The sequence below is a fragment of the Mesotoga sp. H07.pep.5.3 genome (assembly GCF_002752615.1).
GTDB classification, from domain to species: domain Bacteria; phylum Thermotogota; class Thermotogae; order Petrotogales; family Kosmotogaceae; genus Mesotoga; species Mesotoga prima.
Genome location: NZ_AYTV01000012.1, coordinates 146,328 through 169,551 on the forward strand (window position 1 = coordinate 146,328; position 23,224 = coordinate 169,551).

A 23,224-nucleotide genomic window follows, 5' to 3' on the forward strand; every position below is an offset into this window, starting at 1 on the left:
ATTGCGCTCTTTTATTGCAGTTGACACTGGCGAGAGAGTCCCGGCCATGATAGACGGTATATCGGAAAAGCTTAGAAGAATGGGATTCAAAGCATCCTGGGTGCCTGGAGCAAACGCTCATGTCACGCTCGCATTTCTTGACAACATTGAGTTGGAGAAACTTGCTTTGCTCGCGTCGATGCTTTCTCGCAGATTAAGAGGCTTTCCTTCTTTTACTTTGGAGACGGGTAGAATAGGTTATTTCAAGCACAAGGATCTGCCAAAAGTAATCTGGGTTGCAATCGAGCGGAACCAAAATCTTGTCAATCTCCAGAGAGAAACAAGAGTAGTGCTTGAGGCGTTAAGTCTTCCTGTCGACGAGAATTTCAGACCCCATCTAACAGTTGGAAGAATGAAGTTTAGTCCACCCATGTGGCGCAAGTTTCTAAGCACTCTTGAAAATGAGCGCATAATCTTCCCCGTTGGAGAAGTTACAATATTCGAATCTATCCTTTCGAGGGAAGGTGCAACATACAGGAAGGTCTTCACATGCAGTTTCGAAGGAGGACTGATTGAACATGCTGTCTAAGGATAAGAAGAACGCACTTGAAAGGGCAATAAAGGACATTGAAAAACAGTTTGGTAAGGGTTCAGTAATGTTGATGGGTGATAAGGAAGAACACAAAAGCATAGAAGTTATCCCTACTGGATCGCTTGCAGTTGATATCGCTTTGACGGTTGGAGGATACCCGAGAGGTAGAGTTGTTGAGATCTATGGTGCGGAGTCAAGTGGCAAGACGACCATTGCCTTGCATGCTATTGCAGAAGTTCAGAAGCGCGGTGGAATAGCTGCTTTTATCGACGCCGAACATGCGCTGGATATTCACTATGCCCAGAACCTCGGCGTAGATGTTGACAATCTTCTTATTTCTCAGCCAGACTACGGGGAACAGGCCCTCGATATCGTCGATGGTCTTATAAGATCAAATGCCGTTGATCTAATTGTAGTAGATTCTGTCGCTGCCCTGGTCCCTAGAACTGAGATTGAGGGGGCTATGGGTGAACTTCAAGTCGGACTCCAAGCCCGTCTTATGTCTCAGGCATTGAGAAAGATTTCCGGAAATGTTAGTAAGTCCAAATGCATAGTCATTTTCATTAACCAAACAAGAATGAAAATTGGGGTAGTTTACGGGAACCCTGAAACCACCACTGGAGGAGTAGCTCTTAAGTTTTACTCTTCAGTAAGGCTTGAGATAAAAAGAGGGAGCGCGATAAGAGAAGGAAATACGGTCCTTGGAAACGAGACAACGATAAAAGTCGTGAAGAACAAAGTTGCGCCTCCATTCCGAGAAGCGAAGGTTGACATAATCTATGGACAGGGTATTGAACATGCAAACGAGCTCTTCAATCTTGCGCTCTCAGAAAACATGATTGAGAGGAAAGGCGCCTGGTATACCTACATCTCGGAAGATAATAATGAGGTAAGTCTTGGTCAGGGAAAGTCAAACGGTGTGGAATTCATGAAAGAGAATCCCGAGTTGATTCTTGAAATAGAAAACAGGCTTAGAGCAAAATACAATTTGCCACTCTTAGAACCTAAAAAAGAGGAGAAGGAAGAGGAAGGATAGTGCTTTCCGATCCAATGAAGGATGCAGTTAGATACATAAGGTATAGGATGAGATCCAGAAAGGAGATAGAAGACCAACTACTGAAAAAGGGTTATTCTCAGGAAGAAGTCGATGAGGTCATTGAAAAACTTGAAGAGCAGAAGCTAGTAGACGACAGAGTCTTTGCCAGACTCTATGTAAGCGATGGACTGAACGTTCATCATAAGGGCCCATTCAGAATCAGACAGGAGCTTTTCAAACTGGGCATCTTGGAAGAGATTATCTCTGATTCAATTGAGAAGGAATTGGAAAACTGCGACTTGAAAGAGATTGCGAAAATTGCGATTGGTAGTGCAGAAAGGACAGATGCTGATAAAATACGAAGAAAACTTTACAGAAAAGGATTTTCGTCTTCGTTAATAGACGAAGTAATTGACGAAATTGATGAGAAATCATGAAGGGAGGGAGCTGGTTTCCTCGACTGAAATTGAAAGGACCAGCGTTGAGAAACTATGATGTTTTTGATTGGTATAATAGCCGGCCTCGCAGCAGGGATAGCGCTGGCTTATTTTATATTCACCCCCTCTGCCGTGAAGAAGGCGAAGGAGGAGCTGCAACTCCAGCAGAAGTCGGCGAAGCAAGATTCAGAGTCGATCATAAAAAGGGCTCAGGAAGAGGCAGATCATCTGAAGAAGAAGGCTCTCATTGAAGGGCGCGAAGAACTCCATCGACTTAGGGAAGAGCAGGAGAAGGACTTCAAGAGAGATCGAGAGGAACTGAAGCAATGGGAAGACAGGATTTCGAGAAGAGAAGACAACATCGACAAAAAGGAAGAAACTATTGAAAAGATGAAAATGCAGCTTGATTTAGAGCGCGCTCGGGTTGAAGAAATGAAAGAAGAAGCTGAAAAGAAGCTCTTCACTTTGGCCGATCTTTCGATGGAGGAAGCGAGGAATATGGTTCTGAAGAGAGCAGAAGAGACATATGAACATGATCTTGCTCAAAAGCTGAAGGAATTGAAAGATCACTATGATGAAGAGGGAACCCGTTACGCAAAATGGGTAATCGTGAATTCAGTGCAGCGTTACGCTGCAGACTACACAGGAGATGTGACAGTAAGCACTGTTAGTCTCCCCTCAGATGAAATGAAAGGTAGGATCATTGGAAGAGAGGGTAGAAATATCAGGGCCTTCGAAAAACTAACGGGTTCAGATCTTGTGATCGATGACACACCTGAGGTCGTAGTCGTATCTTGTTTCAATCCTCTGAGAAGAGCAATAGCCAAGATGACTCTAGATAGACTTGTGGAAGATGGTAGAATTCACCCGGCAAGAATCGAGGAAATGTACGAGAAATCCAAGAAAGAGATTTACAATGAAATAAAGGAAGCCGGCCAGGAAGCGTTAATGAAAGTGGGAATTCCTTCTATGCATCCGGAGCTTGTCAAACTTCTCGGTAGACTGAAGTTCAGGACCAGTTACGGGCAGAACGTCTTGCAGCATTCGATCGAAGTAGCGCATCTGGCGGCGTTGATGGCCTCGGAACTTGGACTGAACGTCGATAAGGTGAAGAGAGGTGCAATTCTTCACGATATCGGGAAAGCGATTGATCACGAAGTTGAAGGATCCCACGCAATAATCGGCGGAGAAATCGCAAAGAGATACGGCGAAAAGAGTCACGTGGTGAATATGATTCAGTACCACCATGGTGAGACAGAAGCTTTAACTCCTGAGGCGGTTCTGGTAGCCGCGGCAGACGCGGTCTCGGCATCCAGGCCGGGAGCAAGAAGAGAGTCGCTAGATATGTACATAAAGAGGCTGGAGAATCTCGAAAACATTGCCACCGGGTTCAAACACATAGAGAAGGCTTACGCTATTCAAGCCGGGAGGGAAATTCGAGTCATCGTTGAACCTGAAAAGGTCGACGACCTTCTTGCTGAAAAGATGGCCGTTGATATAGCAAAGAAAATTGAAGAAGAACTGGAATATCCTGGTGTCATAAAGGTTACTGTTATAAGGGAGCGAAGAAGCGTCTCTTATGCTTCCTGAAAGATTGACATAGGAAAAGCAGTGATATAAAATTGAAACCAGGTGCCAACGTAGCTCAACCGGTAGAGCGGCTCATTCGTAATGAGCAGGTTGGGGGTTCAAGTCCCTTCGTTGGCTCCAGATGCGCCCTTTATGGGCGCATTACTATTGGTGGTGAGAAAAATGGATAACTTCGAGTTAGAGGTTCTTCGATTTGTAAAAGAATGGGATCTCGTACGCGAAGGGCAGAGAATTCTTGTTGCCGTTTCAGGTGGAAAGGATTCAATGGCTCTTTTAAATGTTTTAAACAACTTGAAATCAACACTGAAGGTAGTGCTCTTCGCGGCTAACCTAAACCATGGCCTTCGCGAAGAGGGACCCCGGGAAGAGGCAAGAATGATAGAGCAGTTCTGTGAAGATCGCTCTATAGATTTCTTCCATGAAAAGCGCGATGTGAGGGAATACATGAGAATGAAGCAGGGAGAATCAATTGAATCGGCTGCAAGGGAAGTAAGATATGGTTTTTTGAGAGACGTGAAGTCTATGGTAGGAGCCGACCGCATTGCTCTTGGTCACAATCGAGATGATCTGGTGGAAAATACCTTATTGAGATTGGTGAAGGGGACAGGCATGAAAGGCGTAATTGGGTTGCGTCCATCGAACGGTGATTTGATAAGGCCACTGCTGTTCAGCGATATGCAGCGTATTGTAGATTATGTTACAATTAACAAGGTTACATTTATGGAGGATGAAACCAACGCTGAGGATGGTTTTGAGCGCAATTTCCTGCGTTTGCGGGTCATACCTGAACTCAGAAAGATAAACCCGGCACTTAACAAAGCTATTTGGAGGTTCTTTGAAAATATCTATGATGGATATTCGTTAATTGATTCGAGGGTGGAAACGCTAATGTCTAGATTTGGGAAGGCAGATGGGATATATTTCGCTAGGCTCTCTGAACTGAGAGAGATAGAGAAACCTCTCATTCTTGAGCTAGTTAGAAAGATAGTGTCTATGATGAGTTTTGACAACTACCCTCCTTCTCGGGAGCGTGCGTTAGCCTTTTTTGATCTCTTCTCTAAAGACGAAGGTCGGTGGACAGTTGAGTTCAAAGAAAATGTGAAAGCTTCCAGGATTGGCAAATATGTGTTTTTTTACAGAGGAACCCTTGAGTTTCATGGGCATGAAAAAAGTTTTATAGAATCCATTCCTTTTGTCTATGAGGCAGAAGGCTGGCAAATCAAAGTCGAATCCAAGGCGGGAATTTCAAGTGAGAATTACGGTGAATTTGATGGTGCTTTCAAAAGTATATGTTCAGATTCCCGAATTATCTTTCCGTTGAGTATTAGAATGATGAACGACAAGGATAAGATTATACCCTTTGGAATGAAGAGAGAAAAGAAAGTGGTAGATGTTTTGTCAGACAAAGGTCTTAAGGGCTTCTCGAGTATGATAATGGTTCTTGAAAACGCTTTTGGAGAGATCCTCTGGATTCCGGGTGTTGTCACGAGCGAGTTATGTAGAGTTGGCCCCTCCAGTCGTAACAATGTAGTCTTTAGCCTTGAAAGGAGGTAGTTCTGTGGATCAAAAGCCCAGGATTGGAATGATTATATTTTACGTTGTTTTAGGTTTATTCCTGCTGATTGCTCTCAGGGGCCTGTATCCAACTGAGACAAGCATTGTAGTTCCTTACACAAAATTTTTGGATGACTTCAATAACATAATCGATATAGTTGTTTACGACAGCGGAAAAGTTGTCTACATAACGGGAGACAACCCAAGAAGGTCTCTTGAGACTTATGTTCCATCTCAGACGCTTGTAACACAAACCTTCCAGGATCACATTGACTTGCTTGCTGAAAGAGGCGCAAACATAACGTTCGAGCGAGGAAGCGATTCTCTTTTCTGGGTGAATCTCCTCGGTACTTTGATCCCTCTGGGGATTATCATATTCATATGGTTCTTCCTAATGAGATCAATGTCCGGTAGGAATTCTCAAGCCTTCACTTTTACGAAGAGCCCTGCAAGGAAGTACGTTAACACTGATAAGAGGGTAACTTTCAAAGATGTGGCAGGAGTTGATGAGGCGCAGCAAGAACTGGCAGACATTGTCAGCTATCTCAAGGATCCGTCGATATTTGCAGACACTGGCGCAAGAATGCCTAAGGGTCTTCTGCTTGTGGGGCCTCCCGGAACGGGAAAGACATTGCTTGCAAGAGCCGTAGCTGGTGAAGCAGGAGTTCCGTTTTTCTTCATTAGCGGGTCGGACTTCGTCGAGCTCTTCGTAGGAGTCGGTGCGGCAAGAGTGAGAGATCTGTTCACTCAGGCAAAGTCTTCAGCGCCTGCGATTCTTTTCATCGATGAAATCGATGCGGTTGGAAGACATAGAGGAGCAGGGCTTGGCGGAGGACACGATGAGCGGGAACAGACTTTAAACCAGATTCTAGTGGAGATGGATGGGTTTGATGCTAAAACAGGTGTCATAGTAATAGCCGCAACAAACCGTCCAGACATTCTCGATAAAGCTTTACTAAGACCTGGGAGATTCGACAAGAAAATATCTGTTGACCCTCCTGATTTGAAAGGGAGATCAGAGATTCTCAAGATACATATGCGCGGAAAGCCGATAGATCCCGAAGTCGATGTTCAGCTCTTGGGAAGGAGGACACCTGGATTTGTCGGTGCAGATCTTGAGAACCTGATCAATGAAGCGGCAATTCTCTCAGCCAGAAAAAAGAAAAAGATGATTGGAATGCCAGAACTTGAGGAAGCCATTGATAGGGTCCTGGCCGGTCCTGCAAAGAGATCGAGAATCATAAACGATAGAGAGAAGAAAATACTTGCCTATCACGAACTAGGCCATGCGGTTGTCGGCTTAATTCTTCCAAAGGCGTTCCCGGTTCACAAAGTAACAATAATTCCTCGTGGGACTTCTACCCTGGGTTTTACGGAGAGTCTACCGCTGGAGGATAGGTACCTCATAACCAAGTCTGAGCTTCTGGATAATATGGCGCAGGCGCTTGGAGGAAGGGCAGCCGAAGATCTTGTCTTTGGAGAAATAACCACAGGAGCTGCTAGTGATCTGGAAAGAGCCAGCGCGATGGCGAGAAGTATGGTAACACAGTTTGGAATGAGTGAAAGACTGGGACCCATTGCCTGGGGCAAAGAGGAAGAAGAAGTATTCCTGGGCAGAGAACTCACGCGGATGAAGAATTACTCTGAGGAGATCGCTAGCGAAATTGACTCCGAAGTCAAGACTATTGTTCTCACTTGTTATGAAAAAGCTAAGAGAGTCCTTTCTGACCATAGAAAAAAGCTTGATGAAGCGGCAGAGTACCTTCTTCAGAAAGAGACTATTTCGGGGAAGGAACTGGCCGATATTCTTGGACTTGAAGGCGGTAACTATTACAAGGATGATCTTGAGACCATAGAAATTGCTCCAGGAGCATCTGCAGAAGAGCCAGATATTGCAAAGGATTAGAGGTGGCGAAAAATGCTCGATTTAGAGCGGTTAAGATCACTGGAAAACAGTGAATTCACCCAAACTGTTATTCCTACCGACGTTTCTTTGAGATGGTCGGAACGGTACGATCTTGAACTGCTAAATCTCCTGTCTACCAGTGGACTGATGAAGATTGTCCACAGTTGTGGCCACAATCTGATATCTGACTTCGAATCGGATTCGCTGGTTTCTGTGGTTTCTGAAACATCTGTAAAGCACTATTCTCCCTTATTGATGGAAGAGGAGCTCGTTATAAACATCAGGATAGTATCTGTTTCAGATAGTGCGGAAGTGCACTTTTCCGGGTCGGTTGTACAGCTAGGAACCGAAGCGGGTGCTTTTGAGTTCTCCAGGAAGTTCATCTCTGTTGACTTCTTTAGGAGAGCATTTGGTGCGTAAACCGAGAGACAGAAAAAGCTGGAGCGAGTATGAGATAGTTTCCAGACTCAGATCAAGAGAGCGATTTGTTAAAGAAGTACGTGGTTTTGGAGATGTGAAGGTAGCAATTATCTACCCGAACTCATATAAAGTAGGAAGCGCAAGTCTATCGACTCATGTATTGATGACTAAGTTCAACGAGCTGGGTAGTGTAAGGGCGGAGAGATTCTTTTTTCATAAGAGTTTTTCGAAGCATTATTCTTTTGATTCATTAACGCCGCTTGATGAATTTGTGATTTGGTCTTTTTCTGTGCATTTTGAACTCGATCTGCTTAACGTCTTTGAAATATTGAATAAGTTCTCGATACCCCTTAGGAAGGAAAAAAGGAACAGGTTTCATCCATTGATCCTTATTGGTGGAGCCTTAACCTACTTCAATGACTCTCTTGTATCTGAGATTGCAGATGTGGTTTATAGGGGAGATCTTGGTGAGAAATTCCTCGAGCAACTCTCTGCCATTGATCATCGCATGAGTAAAGAGGAGATGGTTTCTACTCTCGAGACAGAACACCAGGAAACGATTTTTTCTAATTGCCTGGGTGAAAGCGCTTTTATCAGTCCGGATTCGGTCTTCGGAGACAGGTATCTCATAGAGATTGGTAGAGGATGCTTTCGAAAATGTAAGTTCTGCGTCGCGGGATTCAAATTTGGAAGACCAAGGTTCAGAGAATTGAAAGACACGATTGATCTCATGGATTCAGTTGCGGGATTCACAAAGAGATTTGGACTAATTGCCGCGACGGTTACAGATTATCCAGGCATTGATGAGATAGCAGAACACTGTATTGAAAAGGGTTATGAGCTGTCAGTTTCGTCTCTCAGACTTGATTCTCTATCGGATACATTGATGAGGTCTCTGAAGCTTTCCGGGCAAAGCTCTTTCACAATTGCACCGGAGGGGGGAAGCCAGAAGATAAGGAATGCCTTTGCAAAGGGGATAAGCGAGGAAGATATCACTGAGGCATTGGAGTTAGGAAGGAATAATGATTTTCGCAGGGTGAAGATGTATTACATATATGGAGCTGTTTTTGAGACCCATGATGACAGGACAGAAATATCGAAAACCGTGCATCAAGCTTTAAAGATGGGTTATTCAAGCGTAGTGCTTAGTTTGAACCCGCTGATTCCGAAACCCGGCACGCCGTTTGAGCATATGCCAATGGAGTCGGTCGGCGTTCTTAGAAAGTTAGAGAGGGAAATAAGATCGGAACTGATGATGGAGGGAGTAAAACTCGATTTTGAGAGCCTTAGAGAATCGCGGTTGCAGTTTGCCCTTGCCAGCATCGATAGAGAAAAAGGAAGAGAATTACTTGAACTTGTCGAGCGTGGAATTGATCCAACACCTATTCTGAACAAATACGCAGAGGATGTGAATTCGAAACGGAAGGAGTGGAAAGAGCATGGCAAAGAAGAGTATTCTGGTCGTTGATGATGAACCTTCGATCGTGGAGCTCCTTACTTTCAATTTAAAAAAGGAGGGCTACGAAGTCCTGAAAGCTTATGATGCAGAAGAAGCGTTGAAGATTGCCGAAGACAACGAAACAGACATGTTTATCGTCGACATTATGCTTCCAGGAATGGATGGATTCGAACTTGTAAGAAACCTTAGAGCGACAGAGAAGTTCAGACAGACACCCGTAATTTTTCTGAGTGCGAAGAGTGAAGAATTCGACAAGGTGTTGGGGTTAGAGCTTGGTGCAGACGACTACATCACCAAACCGTTCAGTGTTCGAGAAGTGCTGGCTAGAATTAGAGCGGTATTTAGAAGAATTCAGCAGAGTGCGCAGGCAAAAGAGGAAAGGCCAAAGAAGATACTCGCAAGAGATCTCGAAATCGATACAGAAAAGTACGAGGTAAGAGTGAGGAATAGAATGGTTAACCTTACCCCTCTTGAGTTTGAACTACTAAGATTCCTTGCAGAGAACGAAGGAAAGGTTTTCAGCAGGGATGTGCTTCTTGATAAACTCTGGGGATACGATTACTACGGTGACACAAGAACTGTTGATGTTCATATCAGAAGACTTAGAACGAAAATCGAAGAAGACGCTTCTACTCCGAAGTATATAATTACAGTCAGAGGAAAAGGCTATAAGTTCAGAGATCCCGGAAAGGAAGATTGATTAATTGCTTTATGCTGTCCTCGCTGTTGTTGCGGTGATAGCTTTTCTCTTCATGATTCTGTTTAGACATGAGAATCAAAAGAATAAGAGATTAGAAGCCGCTAAAAGGCGCTTTGCGGATCTGGTCGAAGTTCCGAGAAGCGCCGAGTTTATCTTTATATATAAGAAGGTTCAACAGCTGATCTCAAGTATGAAAGAAGAGATTGCTCTTCTAAATGCCAGGATCGAGAACCTTGTCACGATCTTCGACAACTTGAGCGATGCTTTCTTGATAGCGTCGGAGGACGGAAAGATCGAATACGCCAACAAAGCTGCGCAAGAACTTTCTAGCAAGCAGCTCGTAGGTCTAAGAATCAGTGAAGGGATAGACAGTTACTACATTGGCGATCTCTTTGAAGATTCGGTTAGAACTCAGGAGAGTCAAGAGTCCGAGATAACTATATATTATCCCAGAAGATCGGTAAGAAATTGCAAGATAATGAGAGTCACTCTTAAAAGTGAAGTTAGATATCTCATCCTTCTCCGCGATATCACGAAGGAGAAGGAAGTTGAGGCAATGAGAAGAGATTTCGTCGCAAATGTCTCCCACGAGCTTAGGACACCGCTAACATCAATCCACGGATACGCTGAAACACTTGCCGAAGACGATCTTGAGGATAAAGAGACTGTCTACAGATTCCTTTCTATAATTGAAAACGAATCTGCCAGAATGACGAGATTAATTAACGACTTGCTCGATCTGGAAAAGCTTGAATCCGGTGAAGCATCATTCAGCAAAGAGGATGTGGAGTTAGGGGAGGTAGTCAACTACGTAATGAGAATTGTTGAGCCTCTCGCGAGTGAGAAGAATGTCTCCATAAATGTCGACGTAGATGAAGGGATTTTTGTGGAGGGTGATTTTGACAGACTTGTACAGCTTCTATTGAACCTTGTAGACAACGCCGTGAAATACACCTTTGCCAAGGAACACGGGCCAAAAGAAATCTGGCTCAGAGCCTATGCCCAGAATAACTCCGCAATGATAGAAGTAGAAGATACTGGAGTTGGAATACCGGAAGACTCTTTGAAACACATTTTTGAGCGCTTCTATAGAGTAGACAAAGCTCGATCGAGAAAAATGGGTGGGACCGGCCTCGGACTGGCGATTACAAGGTTTATTGTTGAGAAGCACGGAGGCACGATTTCCCTTGAGAGCGAGTACGGTACAGGAACGATCTTGAAAGTCAAGCTACCGCTTAAGAAGGTGTTTGAATGAGAATATACGACATAATCATGAAGAAGAGAAATGGTTTTCCCAACACCAGAGAAGAGCTGGATTCACTGATTATGGGTTTCGTTGAAGGAATTGTGCCCGATTATCAAATGGCAGCATGGTTAATGGCTGTTTACTTCAATCACCTTAATGCAGAAGAGAGGTTCCATCTCACTGAAATTATGATAGAGTCTGGTGATCGGATTGATCTTTCGTCTATCAAAGGTCGAAAAATCGATAAACACTCTACCGGTGGGGTTGGCGACAAGGTTACTCTAGTTGTTGGACCTATTGTAGCAGCCGCCGGCCTAGTTTTTGCTAAATTGTCTGGAAGAGGGCTTGGTCATACCGGTGGGACAATCGACAAACTTGAATCAATTCCAGGCTTTGTGACTTCACTGGACATAGAACAATTCAAAAGGCAGGCCGAGCGCATTGGTATAGCCCTTGCAGGTCAGACAGCGCAAGTTGCAGTTGCGGACAAGAAACTTTATGCTCTTCGAGATCTTACAGCAACTGTTGATGAGATCTCGCTAATTGCGTCAAGCATAATGAGCAAGAAACTCGCAGTAGACTCGGATGGAATTCTCCTTGATGTCAAGATTGGTACAGGAGCCTTCATGAAAGATCTGGGTGGTGCCAAAACGCTTGCAAGAGCTATGATTGATTTAGGAAGAAAGAACAGAAGAGCCACGAAGGCTGTAATTAGCGATATGAACCAGCCGCTGGGCGTTTCAGTGGGGAATTCCCTTGAAGTTGTTGAAGCCATCGATACCCTTAAAGGACGCGGTCCACAGGATTTTAGCTCTCTGTGTAGAATAATCGCGGGTCAGATGCTCGTAGCGGGCGGGATGAAAAGCGAGGCAGAAGCATTGAGGACTGTCGATAGACTGATACTCTCCGGCGAGGCACTGAGGAAATTCGATGAATTTGTCTACGCTCAAGGAGGCCCAGAAGGATTTTCCGAAAGTTATGCAGTTCATTTCAAAGAGGCCGAAATTGTTGAGGAAGTCAGGACAAGTGTAAGCGGATACGTACAATCAGTTGATGCGGAATCGATTGGACTGATCTGCATGAGGCTGGGTGCTGGAAGAGAACGTAAGGAAGACGTTATTGACCCATCGGTGGGAGTAAGAATCTTGAAAAGAATTGGTGATAGGGTCGAGAAAGATGAAGTTATCGCAGTTATTTATGCAAATGACAAAAGAAATGCCGATAATGAGGCTAAGAGGCTTGTTGATAGCTTTGTCATTTCAGAGCAGAAAACATCCCCTCCTCCAATAGTTTACGAAGTGATCTAAGGAGTGCATTATATGAAACGCATTATCTTTATTTGTTTTCTTCTCATTTCATTGGTCTCATCAGCAAAGAATCTGATATACCTTGATGAAAGAGGGCAGACGAGGGTCTTTACCAACTCCGTTGTAACTGACCGATCTATGGACTTTGTAAAACTTGATATTATCGGTGAGCTGATAAGAGGAGTAGTTGTCTCTCAATCACTTCGTCAGGAAGAGACAATAATGATTCTCCCTTCGGGAATAATTGTTTCTCTATCTCACGAGACAAAAAGGGCAACCGTGGAATTTGGAAGTGAATTTGACAACTCGATGATCTTTAAGGATGGCATGGTCTACATTAATGCCGAGCTACTTGCCGCAATTACCGACAAGTCTTTCTTCAGCGAGACTGAGGCACTGATACTCTATGCGCAGCCTGTAACGATAAAAAGCATTGTGAACAGGCCTGAATCTGTTTCAATTACTCTGGATAGAGACGTTCTCCCGGATTTTTTCACTGTCTGGTGGACAGGAAGCGGTTCTCTAGCTTTAACCTTGAAGCCGGCAAAAATCGATCCTTTTCTGGATGCAGAAGGAGTGACAGTGGCCACGGGAAGGGGGTTTGTAAAGATATCCGTGGAGAAACCCTGGCCAGACGTAGAATATGAGATTACAGGGAGAACCCTCACTCTCATGGGAAAAAGCGGCATAGGGAGAACGATAGAGCAGGAAACGAGTACGGATTTCAGCTTGAATATTTTTGAATCCTATTCAGGTGGCCAGAAATTTACTATGTCTTACCTTGAAATGAACGGCTCCAGCTTCTCTTTTGGCGTTCAACTTGCGAACAATGGGATTGGTGGCCTCGAAAAGGCAACTGATGTTCTGCGAGAGAGTGGTTCGGAGATTATGATAAACGGTGGCTACTTCGACCAGAATCAAAACCTCCCCATTGGTCTTCTTGTTCAAAACGGAAAAGTCTTAGGTCTCCCAAGCCTGGGAAGACCGGCGATATATTTCACTGAAGATGGAAAAACATATGTTACAAGGATGGACATATTGTACCTCGCAAAATTCGATGATCGGTTTGTTCAGATTACGGGTGTTAATTCTCCATACAGAGGCGAAGCAGTGCTGTACACCGATGAATACCGTAACAGCATTCCAGAGTTCGATGACTTCACTTATCTGGTGGTAAAGGATGGAAGGATTGTAAAGGAAGGATTTTCATCAAAGGTGGAGAAAGATACTGATTTGCTGGTTCTTTCACCATCATCTTTGCAGAAAATTGGAGATACTGCTTTTATAGGCAGATCGGTTTCCTTTGAACTAATGAATTCATTTGGCGTGAAGATCACCGGAGCAGTTGAGGGTGGACCCATGATAATTCATAATGGGAGACCGGTCACTGATTATGAGCAGAACTACTATTCGGCATCTCTTCTGGATGTCAGAGCACCGAGAACGCTTGTTGGCATCAAAGAAACCGGAGAAGTAGTATTCATTGTTATCGATGGATACCAGCACAGTAGCTATGGCTTAACTTTCAAAGAGATGATAGAATTCTTTAAAGACAAGGGATTTGAATCTCTAATGTGTCTTGATGGCGGCAAATCATCGGTGATGTCTGTGAATGGCGAAATAATCAATTCTCCATCCTCAGGAGTTCCCTCTCTTCCCGTAATAATAACCGGGTCGCGTAAATAGATTGAAATAGATTTGGAGGTGGTCAGATATGGACAAGATTCCGGTCGATGCCAAAAGAGATATTGTACTCATTGGGCACCACGGGTCAGGTAAAACTCAAATTGTTGATGCGATGCTTTTCAATGCAAAGCTTATTGATCGAATAGGCATCCTGGCGACTGATTCAGAAGAAGTCGAAAAAGAGAAGAAAGCAAGTTTCTCAATGGGAGTCACCAGCTTACCCCACAATGATAAGAGAATCTATGTGATCGATACTCCCGGTATGTCGGATTTTTATGCCGAGACAGCAAATGGTATTTTTGCATCGGAGAATGTTGTTGCGGTAATAAATTCAACTGCCGGACTTGAGATACAGACAGAAAGGTTCGGTTCAATTGCCAAGGAGCTCAAGAAGGGGATTATTGCGTTCTTCAATATGCTTGATAAGGAGAGAGCCGGTTACGAAGAAACCCTCTCGGATCTGGCGGATACATTTGAGAGAACCCCGGTCCTTGTGCAGCTTCCAATCGGGAGAGAAGCGGACTTCCGGGGAATTGTAGATTTGGTGAAGATGAAAGCCTATATTTACGAGAACGAAGGCGCTTTCAAGGAAGAGGATATTCCTGCTGATCTAAAGTCAGCGGCCGAAGAGTCTAGAACGAAAATGATCGAGGATATTGTTCAGAACGACGAGGAACTGATGATGAAGTATCTGGAAGGAGAAGAACTCTCGACAGAGGAACTGATCACTGCCCTCAGGAAAGCCTACCTTGCGAACGAAGTAATTCCGGTCCTTCTTGGATCAGCTGGAAAGAACATTGGAATTTCACAGCTCCTGGACTTTGTGAGTGCAGTTGGCAAGGGGCCTTCAGAAGCTTCTCCGAAAGCGGCAACGCTCCTCTCCGGAGAAAAGATTGATGTAGTTCCTGCTGAGGAAGAACCACTTGTTGCCTACATTTTCAAATCTGTTGTCGATCCCTTTGTTGGTAAGCTCACTTTTATGAAACTGCTTTCAGGAACTTTGAAGCAGGGAGACTCTTTCTATGTTGTTGATCAGGATTCCTCCGAAAAGGTAGGTCACGTTATGCTTCCGGAGGGTACAAAGGAAATTGAAGTGGACGAAGCGACAGTGGGAGACATAGTGAAGCTTAGCAAACTTAAGAAGAGCGCTGCCGGTAACACTGTTGCACACAAGGATAGGCAGCTGAAGCTTGACCTGCCGGTTATGCCAGAACCTATGATATCAAAGTCTATCCAGCCGAAGTCGAAGGGAGACATAGATAAGATAAGTGGAGGTCTTGCCAGACTGGCAGAATCCGATCCCACATTCAAGTGGGAAAATGATCCTGAGACCAACGAGACAGTTATCAGCGGTCTTGGTTCAGTCCATCTGGACATTATGATCGAGAGGCTTAAGAAGCTATTCTCTGTTGATGTAGAAGTTGGAAGGCCGAAGATCGCTTACAGAGAAACAGTAAGGAAGACTGTTGAGGCCGAGTACAAGCACAAAAAACAAACTGGTGGGCATGGCCAGTATGGGCACGTTCAGATAAAGATTGAGCCCAATGAACGCGGCGCAGGTTTTGAGTTTATAGACAAAATCGTTGGGGGTGTCGTTCCAAAGAACTATATCCCAGCTGTCGAGAAGGGCATTGTGGAAGCTATGAAGAAAGGTGTTCTCGCTTCATATCCCGTTGTCGACGCAAAAGTAACCCTTTTCTACGGATCATACCACGACGTTGACTCTTCAGATATGTCATTCCAAATAGCTGCAAGACAGGCTTTCAAAAACGGGATGGCAGAAGCAAACCCTGTCATTCTTGAACCTTTGATGGACGTCGAGGTCTTTGTTCCTGAGGAGTCCACGGGAGACATAATGGGTGAAATAACTTCTAGAAGAGGTAGACCAATGGGAATGGAACCTCAGGGCAAGGGTACTTCAAAGGTAGTTGCCCAAGTTCCTCTCGCAGAGATGCTAGACTTTGCGAATAAGCTCAGCTCAATTACGAGTGGTCGTGGATACTTTACCATGAAATTCAGTGGTTATCAGGAGACTCCGCCCGATGTCCAGCAGAAGATCATTCTTGAAAGGCAGAGAGAACTGGAAGAGCAGCAGAAGTGAGATTATAAACGATACTTGAGCGGGGGAAATCCCCCGCTTTTCTTTGAACGTTAGTTGACCAGTGGATGTCATATGATTGAGAGTTAGGAGGAGCCGAGAAAAAATGCACGTGGGCTATATGACTTATCTTTTGAGATTGTATGGAATAAGTTCCTTAAAGGACAAACGAGCCGTAATCAAGCCTGTCCTAAATGACCTTCGAAGGAAATTCAATGCTTCAGTCGTTGAGACGGGGAAACATGATTCAAAACAAGAGAGCGAAATCACTGTCTGCATGGTGGCAAACGAAAGGGGCGAACTCGATTCGCTCTTTCAATCGGTTTGGCAGCGAATAACCTGGAACGGTCTCGAAGTCTCAGGAGAGGACGGAGAGATCTGGTAATAAATGGAGGTGAAGAATGAAGAAAATTCTAGTCTCGTTAATGCTGGTGTTTTTAGCATCTATTTCTCTTTCTCAGCAGTTGTATATCTTCAACGGGTTTTCTATCTATTCCGGAGAAGTCGTATTCGAGAATGGGACCGCAATCATAGAATTGCCGTATGGAGCTGATATCGTACCCGAAAGCCTTTCAGTGTTCGGTGCTCCTGAGAGAACACATATAAGATATCTTCCTGCCGATAGCCTAAAGTCCCTATATGAGAAACAAATAGGGAGATGGATCAAATTCCTCTTTGACGATGGAAGATCGGAAATGCTAGAAGTTATTTCTGACTTTCCCGTATTCAGAAATTCTTATGGAGAAATACTTGTCAATCCAAAGGGTTCACCTGTTTTCACTGGTGAGTACACTCCAGCAGGACAATTCTTGCTAGAGACTCAAGAAAACTACAACGGGCACGCGAGGTTTGCCTACCAAACGACGAATAACAGCTGGACAGCAAGGTACTCTCTATCGGTGGACGATTTTTCAATGACTGGTCTGATGATTGTTGACTTAGGCGTTAAGCCACCGTCAACAATAACACTTGTATCTTCGAATCCTGAATTTGGCTACTCTGCTAGAGAGAGTTCAAGCAAAATGGCTAATGCATCCTACTCAATATCCCCAACTACTTCTGGCGCTGAAACAAGGCTTTACGAGATTTCTGTCCCGCTGAGTCGTGGGATCAATTACATATCATTTCTATCGAGGTTTGTTGAAGGAGAAAAGAGGCTAGTGTTCAGGGCCAACTGGGGAGCGAGCAACTATACGGGTGTCGATATTGATGTCCGCCTCAAAGAGGTCCCGCTAGATCTTCCATCTGGTATCATAGATATCTGGAGCGATTCGGTTTACTTGGGCTCGGCGGGAATTGGGAACATAGCTGAAGGAGAGAATATTTCACTGGAAAGCGTTGCAAAATCTATTGAAATTGCTGGAAAGAAGATTTCGGAGACAATGAAGACTGATAGTACGTACAGATACATTAGAAATACATATTACGTGAGAAATCTGTCTGAAGAAACGTCAGCGGTAGTGATCGAGGACTATCTTGGACAAAATGTAGACCAAATCAATATGGAAAATAACGAAAAATTCGAATACGTAAAAGCTGAAGGAAAATGGTCGGCAGTTATAACGGTTGAACCCGATCAAATTGCAGAGGTTAAAGTTGATTACAGAGTACGATACGGTAACTAGAGAAGTTCGCGCCAAGGCAAAGTCGATGTGCTCTCCGGAAAGATTCGAGCATATTTTGGGAGTGGAAAGACTCGCAAAGAGATTAATCAGCATTCATGGTATCGATTCCTCAGGAGTTGGTCTCGCTGCCGTTTCACATGATATGTTTAGAGACCAGGCGGAAGACGAACTAATGAGACTAGCTATTTCCTTCGGGATTGATATGACTGAAATGGAGAGGGTTGCACCTGTTCTTCTTCACGGAAAAGTTGCCGCCCTTTATCTCAAAGAGGAATACGGAGTTGACGGTGATGTCTTTCAGGCTGTCTACTGGCATGTAAGCGGGATTCCGGGCATGAGTACTACGGGAAAGATTTTGATGATTTCGGATATTGCTGAAGAAGGAAGAGACTTTTCCGAAGCCCTTCATATTCGTGAAACTGCAGAAGTAGATCTGGAAAAAACATTTGTTGACGTGATAAGATTGAAAATAACATGGGCCGTTGAGTCGGACAGTCTCTTGCTTCCCGAGACCGTGTGGACGTGGAATGAATTACATGGAGGTGCCAGTCATGTCTTTAATTAAGCCCAAGAGACGACGTGGTCCAAAACTATTGTGGTTGATTTTGGTGATTGTACTTGTCGTTGTAGCAGGTGCAGGCTATGTGTATTTCATAGTAAATGGGGTCAACAGCAGCGATGAGATGAAGGCAGAGTATGTAGATTATCTCTTCTACTGGCAGTCTGCGGATAATCCTCTCTATTACTATGTAAGGACTACGACGGTGAGCAGAACATCGCTTGTAATCTTCCCAATTTTCGCCACTATTCAGAACTCCAAAGAGGTTCTTGATCCGCAACTAGGAGCAGATGCCGTTGAAGCAGTTCAGAGTTGGCTTGGTACTTCAGGTGATTTCTCTTATTACGTCAATTTCACCCCCGACTTGATAGATGCTCTTTCTTCAAAACTCGGGGTCAATGCTTCGAATCCTGTTGAACTCATCGATGCCATGGCTCTGCGAGGGTTTAAGTTATTTGATTACTGGAAGATAAATGATTTCGTTCAAACCGTTAAGGAGTACGACGTCGCTTCCATATTGACTTCTGAAGGGATCGCTGTTCTACTTCGTCGCCTGGGAAATTCATCGAGGATGACCTATAAGCTCGAAACCTTAACTGAGTTTCCGATGAAGATATCAGTGGGAGTTGGAGGCGAAACGGTTTCACGAATGTATCTTAAACCCGATTCACTGGAGACAGTAAAAAAGGCATTAGCAGACTAATGAAATCTGTTCATCTATTTCTTGTGGCGTTGACGGTGCTGCAAGTTTTTCTCTTTTTCTTTCTGACTTTTCTTATTTTCAGGGACGCTTTTTACTCTTTCTCGGCAAAAGATCTTGCGGCAGAGAGCTTCCTGGTCGTAGGAGTAGATTCCGGTGGAAACTCAAGTGACGCAGTTGGTGGAAGAACAGATTATATCTCGATTGTGTATTTTCGGACTTCTGGAGGTCTCTTGTTAAAGAGCATCCCCAGAGACACTGTAGTTACTTACAGATCTGAAAAGAGAAAGATCAACTCCCTGTACAACTCCTTTGGGATAGAAGCGCTTATCGAGGAAGTGGAAAAGCTTACCGGGAGAACGATAACGGGTTCCGTTGTTGTTGATTTCAATACTGTGACCGAAATAACGACGTTCACCGGTCCTATTCGTGTTGAAGTTACCACGCCGATGCATCACGACGATTTCCAGCAGGGACTTCACATCCATTTCGAACCTGGCATTTATTTTCTCGAAGGTGAGGACCTGCTGAAGTTCCTTCGCTACAGAAGCTCTGATTCGGGTGATCTTGGTCGGATCGATAGACAGAAGAGAGTGTTGGAACAGCTCATCCGAAATCTTGTAAGTGCTGGGCCGTCGAAGATGATAGAAATGATAGATTTCGTGCTTGAAAAGACAGATATCAGCATAGACAAGAAGACTCTCATCGACTTTGCAGTTGGTTTCTTCACAGGTAAGAGGTCCGTAAGTTTCACACAGATAGATTACTACATCGATGATGAGGGTCAGATAGTTCCAACCGGTCCCGGCAGCGATGAACCGAAAGCAGTCGAAATCGAAAGCAGGTCGCCGAAGATTCTGGTGATAAACAATATTCCCGACTATGAGGAAAGATTTGGAGATTTCGCGGAAACAATAAAAAGTCAGTGGCTTGCTCAGGCAGGAGTGAAAGTAGATGCCACGGGTTTTGTACCGAATATTTCAGGCATTGAAAAGCGCGATACATATCTGTTCATAAATTCGAAAGACTCAGAAATTAGAGAGCTCTTCTCAAAGGCGCACGTCTATCACAGACCCTTTGTTATGTTGACTTCCAGCTTCGGAGGGCTTGATTATTATTATGCGTTGATAGATTCCCTGTCAAAGAATAGATTCTATCCAGCTAAGTATGATGCTTATGTGTTGCTTGGAGTAGGGGGAAGGTAGTAGATGAGGAGCATTTTCAGGGATTTCACTTATGATTACTTCGGCATTTTGAGCTATCCAAAGGAGAGATGGTTCGATTTCTGGACAAGTTATAGAGAGAAGCATCCTAGAGTTCTAGAGGAGTACATGTTCAAGAACAACCTTGACGAAGAAGAACTCTCTCTGTCACTAGACAAACTCGAAAGGAGAGAGATTGACAGGCTGTCTCACTACTGGGAGATTCAGGGACCTATTGAGAAATCGAGAGTTCTGCAAGAGCTCGGCAAGATGTCTCCCCAGCTTCATCTTGAAAGAGAGGATTTTGTGATCCACATACTGGGTGCCCTTGGAAGACAGCAACATCTCATAGTCCCAACATCCAGAGGAAATGTAGTGATGATAGATCTCCTGTTTTGCTGGAAAGAAGGGAGCATCAAAGACTTCTCAAGCGTCATATTGGCGGCCCTGAAGGATTTCCTTGAGTATTCAAGGGTAAACGTGCGTCATACTATGGACAGCGGGAAACGATCCGAAAGATTTGACTTGATACTTGATGTGATTGAGAGAGAAATCAAAGGCCGTTCTTTCAAAGAAAAGATGGCAATGATCTCTAAGCTCCTGGACAAGTATGTTGATTACTACAACTGGACTGGCTTTTATCTCGTCAATGAAGAGAGATCCCTTGTTTTAGGGCCTTACGTCGGAGAACCCACGGAACATGTGAAAATCGCCTTTGGAAGTGGAATTTGCGGACAAGCCGCAGAAACTAAGAAGGTTTTCCTGGTGCCGGATGTATCAAAGGAGAACAACTATCTCTCTTGCAGTTCAAAGACGAAAGCCGAGATCGTGCTACCTTTAATAGTTGACGGAAAGGTAATAGGTGAACTGGATATTGACAGTCATTTTCAGAATAGTTTCGACCGCCTAGATGAGGAATTTCTCGAAAAAGTATGTGGACTCCTGATTGCAAGCTGAAAATGGCTAATATTGGGGTGCATAGTATTGTAACTTTATTAAACTATAAATGACATTGTATCTTTGGCATTCCTTCATAGTTTCGATGCTACAATAACTTGATTATTTTATAGGAGGGATGCCGTAGTGCACATTACCCCTGAGGTTAGGAAGGCCGCAAGAGAAATAAAGACACCGTTCTTGATAATGGATATGGATTACGTTAGAAACAATTATTTCGACATTGTAAGCCATGTTAGAAATGTCCAGGTGTTTTACGCGGTTAAAGCGAATTCACACCCCAGGATTATCGAGACTCTTCGGGATCTCGGCAGCAATTTCGATGTAGCTTCACGCGGTGAGATTGAGAAGCTTCTGGCATTGGGTATAAGCCCCGAAAGAATGAGTTTTGGAAACACCATCAAGAAAGTCGAAGACATCGCATACGCTTATTCCGTAGGAATAGACTATTATGCTGTCGACTCGGAAATGGAAGTAGAAAAAATAGCGGCTCACGCCCCCGGAAGTAAAGTCTACGGGAGAATCGCAACCAGCGGTGGAGATTGTGATTGGCCGCTCTCGAGAAAGTTTGGAACGGATGTCGGTCATGTGATCTCTATCATGGAATATGCCGATCAGCTTGGCCTCGACGCTTACGGTGTTAGCTTCCATGTTGGTTCTCAAAACTACAACGTAAATAGCTGGGACGATGCAATAAGGGATGCTTCGGAGGTTTTCAAGACTCTTCGTGCCAAGAATATTAACCTGCGCATGTTAAATCTTGGCGGAGGAATGCCCGTAAAGCATGTAAGAGAAATCAAGTCTGTAAAGTCTTATGGCGACATAATAAACAGAGCACTGGACAAATACATGTCTTTTGTTCCTGATCTTGAGCTCTTCATTGAACCAGGCAGGTCCATGGTTGGAAATTCGGCAATTCTCGTCAGTCAGGTGATTCTTCGCAGCAAGAAGGGCAGTGAAGACTGGGTATATATCGACGCCGGTGTCTTTCACGGTCTAACAGAGACAATAGAAGGTTTCAGGTATGAAGTTCTGACCGAAGGAAAAGTTGACGATACTAAGATTTCCTTTCATCTAGCAGGACCCACATGTGATTCGGTAGATACTATTTACCACGAGATAGACCTACCGAAAAACATAGGCTACGGAGACATATTGTACTTCATTAATGCAGGTGCCTACACAACTGAGTATGCTACGAATTTCAATGGTATTGATGCTCCGAGAGTTCTGTTCGTGGAAGACTTCATAGATGCTGAAATGCCTATAGAACGAGACTTCATGGAATAAAAAGAGCCCCGAATAGGGGCTCTTTTTAATTCACAGGAACCTTCTAAGTCTTTCGAACTCCTCTTGAGAGAGAAGATCCCTTTTATACAGCTCCCAGAGAACTTTGGATCCTATCTCCTGGTCCTTGAGACTACTCAGTTCGCTCCTGAGCTGAGCAATTCTAATAGTCCTCTCCTCAGATCTATTATCTTTCATGCCGTTAAGGACTGGTATATACTTGACTAAGATATCTCGCGAGGCTTCTTCTGGAGTCTTTTCCTTTACCCTTGTGTAGACTCTTCTAGATCTAGCAGACCTTGCATATGCCGGCTTGGCAAACCAGCCTATTATAGCTCCGACAACAAGACCTCCTATGTGGGCAGCGTTACTGATTCCGGGAATGCTGAAACCAAGAAAGAGGTTAATCAGGATAATCGGTAGCAGAGAGTATCCAGTAATAGAACGCAGAACTACCGGAGTGTCTTTTTTCAGTCCAAGAGTGAACAGGATTCCAACCAGGCCAAAAATCGCGCTACTCGAGCCAATTGTGAATGCAGTAGAAAAGGCTGCTGCGCTAAGACTTCCGCTTATTCCAGTAACGAAATAGAAGAGAAGATACCACTTTGATCCATAGACTCCTTCGACTACATGACCGAGCTGGAAAAGTGCCCACATATTGAAAAGAATGTGCATTAAATTGCCGTGAAGAAAAAGAGCAGTTAGAGGAGTATATATCAAACCGTTTGAAAGAGCAAATCTGCTTACGCCTCCATAGACTGTTATAAGATCACGGTAGCTTATTCCTTGTGGACCTGTGAATAGTCCCATAAACGCGACAAGAAGATACACGATTACGTTTATGATTATCAGGGTTATTGTTGCACTTCTAAATCGAATCAATT

The 23,224-nt window shown here is 44.1% G+C and carries 21 protein-coding genes and 1 tRNA gene; 21 read left to right on the forward strand and 1 reads right to left on the reverse strand.

All coding sequences use genetic code 11. The features are described 5' to 3' along the window. Nucleotide 1 precedes the first annotated feature (1 nt). From thpR to V513_RS04505, 21 genes are all read left to right on the forward strand, one after another. Complete coding sequence (gene thpR, locus V513_RS04405) at nt 2-568, forward strand: RNA 2',3'-cyclic phosphodiesterase (RefSeq protein ID WP_014730226.1); 567 nt, start codon at nt 2-4, stop codon at nt 566-568. Continuing rightward, nucleotides 558-1,607, forward strand: a complete 1,050-nt coding sequence (gene recA, locus V513_RS04410) for a recombinase RecA (RefSeq protein WP_099771860.1) — start codon at nt 558-560, stop codon at nt 1,605-1,607. The genes thpR and recA overlap by 11 nt, the downstream gene beginning before the upstream one ends. Next, nucleotides 1,607-2,044 (forward strand): regulatory protein RecX, encoded by a 438-nt coding sequence (locus V513_RS04415; RefSeq protein ID WP_014730228.1) that lies wholly within the window; start codon nt 1,607-1,609, stop codon nt 2,042-2,044. Before recA ends, V513_RS04415 begins: the two co-directional genes overlap by 1 nt. Nucleotides 2,045-2,098: 54 nt before the next feature. Beyond that, nucleotides 2,099-3,634, forward strand: coding sequence for a ribonuclease Y (gene rny, locus V513_RS04420; protein ID WP_099771861.1), 1,536 nt, complete (start codon nt 2,099-2,101; stop codon nt 3,632-3,634). Between the two features lie 44 nt (nt 3,635-3,678). Next, a tRNA-Thr gene (locus V513_RS04425) sits at nt 3,679-3,754 on the forward strand. Between the two features lie 42 nt (nt 3,755-3,796). Beyond that, the gene (tilS, locus tag V513_RS04430) at nt 3,797-5,188 is read left to right on the forward strand and encodes a tRNA lysidine(34) synthetase TilS (RefSeq protein ID WP_099771862.1); all 1,392 of its coding nucleotides are present in this window, start codon (nt 3,797-3,799) and stop codon (nt 5,186-5,188) included. A gap of 4 nt (nt 5,189-5,192) precedes the next feature. After that, nucleotides 5,193-7,094 carry an ATP-dependent zinc metalloprotease FtsH gene (ftsH, locus tag V513_RS04435; protein WP_099771863.1) on the forward strand — a complete coding sequence of 634 codons (1,902 nt, stop codon included), beginning with the start codon at nt 5,193-5,195 and terminating at the stop codon, nt 7,092-7,094. Nucleotides 7,095-7,106: 12 nt separating this feature from the next. Then, nucleotides 7,107-7,514 carry a thioesterase family protein gene (locus V513_RS04440; protein ID WP_099771864.1) on the forward strand — a complete coding sequence of 136 codons (408 nt, stop codon included), beginning with the start codon at nt 7,107-7,109 and terminating at the stop codon, nt 7,512-7,514. Continuing rightward, nucleotides 7,507-8,982, forward strand: a complete 1,476-nt coding sequence (locus V513_RS04445) for a B12-binding domain-containing radical SAM protein (RefSeq protein ID WP_180274834.1) — start codon at nt 7,507-7,509, stop codon at nt 8,980-8,982. Before V513_RS04440 ends, V513_RS04445 begins: the two co-directional genes overlap by 8 nt. Next, nucleotides 8,954-9,673 (forward strand): response regulator transcription factor, encoded by a 720-nt coding sequence (locus tag V513_RS04450; RefSeq protein ID WP_006491968.1) that lies wholly within the window; start codon nt 8,954-8,956, stop codon nt 9,671-9,673. Before V513_RS04445 ends, V513_RS04450 begins: the two co-directional genes overlap by 29 nt. Before the next feature lie 4 nt (nt 9,674-9,677). Next, nucleotides 9,678-10,928 (forward strand): sensor histidine kinase, encoded by a 1,251-nt coding sequence (locus tag V513_RS04455; protein ID WP_099771866.1) that lies wholly within the window; start codon nt 9,678-9,680, stop codon nt 10,926-10,928. Continuing rightward, nucleotides 10,925-12,226 (forward strand): thymidine phosphorylase, encoded by a 1,302-nt coding sequence (locus V513_RS04460; RefSeq protein WP_099771867.1) that lies wholly within the window; start codon nt 10,925-10,927, stop codon nt 12,224-12,226. The genes V513_RS04455 and V513_RS04460 overlap by 4 nt, the downstream gene beginning before the upstream one ends. Before the next feature lie 12 nt (nt 12,227-12,238). Then, nucleotides 12,239-13,912, forward strand: coding sequence for a phosphodiester glycosidase family protein (locus V513_RS04465; protein WP_099771868.1), 1,674 nt, complete (start codon nt 12,239-12,241; stop codon nt 13,910-13,912). Nucleotides 13,913-13,940: 28 nt separating this feature from the next. Continuing rightward, nucleotides 13,941-16,013 carry an elongation factor G gene (fusA, locus tag V513_RS04470; RefSeq protein WP_099771869.1) on the forward strand — a complete coding sequence of 691 codons (2,073 nt, stop codon included), beginning with the start codon at nt 13,941-13,943 and terminating at the stop codon, nt 16,011-16,013. Nucleotides 16,014-16,116: 103 nt separating this feature from the next. Further along, nucleotides 16,117-16,395: a DUF503 domain-containing protein gene (locus V513_RS04475; protein ID WP_099771870.1), complete on the forward strand. Its 279-nt coding sequence runs from the start codon at nt 16,117-16,119 to the stop codon at nt 16,393-16,395. A gap of 16 nt (nt 16,396-16,411) precedes the next feature. After that, nucleotides 16,412-17,635 carry a hypothetical protein gene (locus V513_RS04480; protein ID WP_099771871.1) on the forward strand — a complete coding sequence of 408 codons (1,224 nt, stop codon included), beginning with the start codon at nt 16,412-16,414 and terminating at the stop codon, nt 17,633-17,635. Further along, nucleotides 17,607-18,200 carry a bis(5'-nucleosyl)-tetraphosphatase (symmetrical) YqeK gene (yqeK, locus tag V513_RS04485; protein WP_099771872.1) on the forward strand — a complete coding sequence of 198 codons (594 nt, stop codon included), beginning with the start codon at nt 17,607-17,609 and terminating at the stop codon, nt 18,198-18,200. Before V513_RS04480 ends, yqeK begins: the two co-directional genes overlap by 29 nt. Then, nucleotides 18,187-18,897: a hypothetical protein gene (locus V513_RS04490; RefSeq protein ID WP_257211941.1), complete on the forward strand. Its 711-nt coding sequence runs from the start codon at nt 18,187-18,189 to the stop codon at nt 18,895-18,897. The genes yqeK and V513_RS04490 overlap by 14 nt, the downstream gene beginning before the upstream one ends. 35 nt (nt 18,898-18,932) lie before the next feature. Continuing rightward, the gene (locus V513_RS04495) at nt 18,933-20,099 is read left to right on the forward strand and encodes an LCP family protein (RefSeq protein WP_257211942.1); all 1,167 of its coding nucleotides are present in this window, start codon (nt 18,933-18,935) and stop codon (nt 20,097-20,099) included. Between the two features lie 3 nt (nt 20,100-20,102). Continuing rightward, on the forward strand, nt 20,103-21,053 hold the full coding sequence (locus V513_RS04500; RefSeq protein WP_099771875.1) for a GAF domain-containing protein: 951 nt from the start codon (nt 20,103-20,105) through the stop codon (nt 21,051-21,053). 126 nt (nt 21,054-21,179) lie between these two features. After that, nucleotides 21,180-22,343 carry a type III PLP-dependent enzyme gene (locus V513_RS04505; protein WP_006491983.1) on the forward strand — a complete coding sequence of 388 codons (1,164 nt, stop codon included), beginning with the start codon at nt 21,180-21,182 and terminating at the stop codon, nt 22,341-22,343. Between the two features lie 30 nt (nt 22,344-22,373). Here the strand turns inward: V513_RS04505 and V513_RS04510 are convergent, their stop codons facing one another. Further along, nucleotides 22,374-23,222 (reverse strand): rhomboid family intramembrane serine protease, encoded by an 849-nt coding sequence (locus V513_RS04510; RefSeq protein ID WP_099771876.1) that lies wholly within the window; start codon nt 23,220-23,222, stop codon nt 22,374-22,376. Nucleotides 23,223-23,224 lie beyond the last annotated feature (2 nt).

Excerpts from the sequence above, each read along its gene's own strand:
- V513_RS04460 (WP_099771867.1), top strand. The coding sequence starts at position 10,925 with ATGAGAATATACGACATAATCATGAAGAAGAGAAATGGTTTTCCCAAC.
- rny (WP_099771861.1), top strand. The coding sequence starts at position 2,099 with ATGATGTTTTTGATTGGTATAATAGCCGGCCTCGCAGCAGGGATAGCG.
- V513_RS04490 (WP_257211941.1), top strand. The coding sequence starts at position 18,187 with ATGTCTTTAATTAAGCCCAAGAGACGACGTGGTCCAAAACTATTGTGG.
- V513_RS04440 (WP_099771864.1), top strand. The coding sequence starts at position 7,107 with ATGCTCGATTTAGAGCGGTTAAGATCACTGGAAAACAGTGAATTCACC.
- V513_RS04500 (WP_099771875.1), top strand. The coding sequence starts at position 20,103 with ATGAGGAGCATTTTCAGGGATTTCACTTATGATTACTTCGGCATTTTG.
- V513_RS04450 (WP_006491968.1), top strand. The coding sequence starts at position 8,954 with ATGGCAAAGAAGAGTATTCTGGTCGTTGATGATGAACCTTCGATCGTG.
- recA (WP_099771860.1), top strand. The coding sequence starts at position 558 with ATGCTGTCTAAGGATAAGAAGAACGCACTTGAAAGGGCAATAAAGGAC.
- fusA (WP_099771869.1), top strand. The coding sequence starts at position 13,941 with ATGGACAAGATTCCGGTCGATGCCAAAAGAGATATTGTACTCATTGGG.
- V513_RS04465 (WP_099771868.1), top strand. The coding sequence starts at position 12,239 with ATGAAACGCATTATCTTTATTTGTTTTCTTCTCATTTCATTGGTCTCA.
- V513_RS04475 (WP_099771870.1), top strand. The coding sequence starts at position 16,117 with ATGCACGTGGGCTATATGACTTATCTTTTGAGATTGTATGGAATAAGT.
- V513_RS04480 (WP_099771871.1), top strand. The coding sequence starts at position 16,412 with ATGAAGAAAATTCTAGTCTCGTTAATGCTGGTGTTTTTAGCATCTATT.
- tilS (WP_099771862.1), top strand. The coding sequence starts at position 3,797 with ATGGATAACTTCGAGTTAGAGGTTCTTCGATTTGTAAAAGAATGGGAT.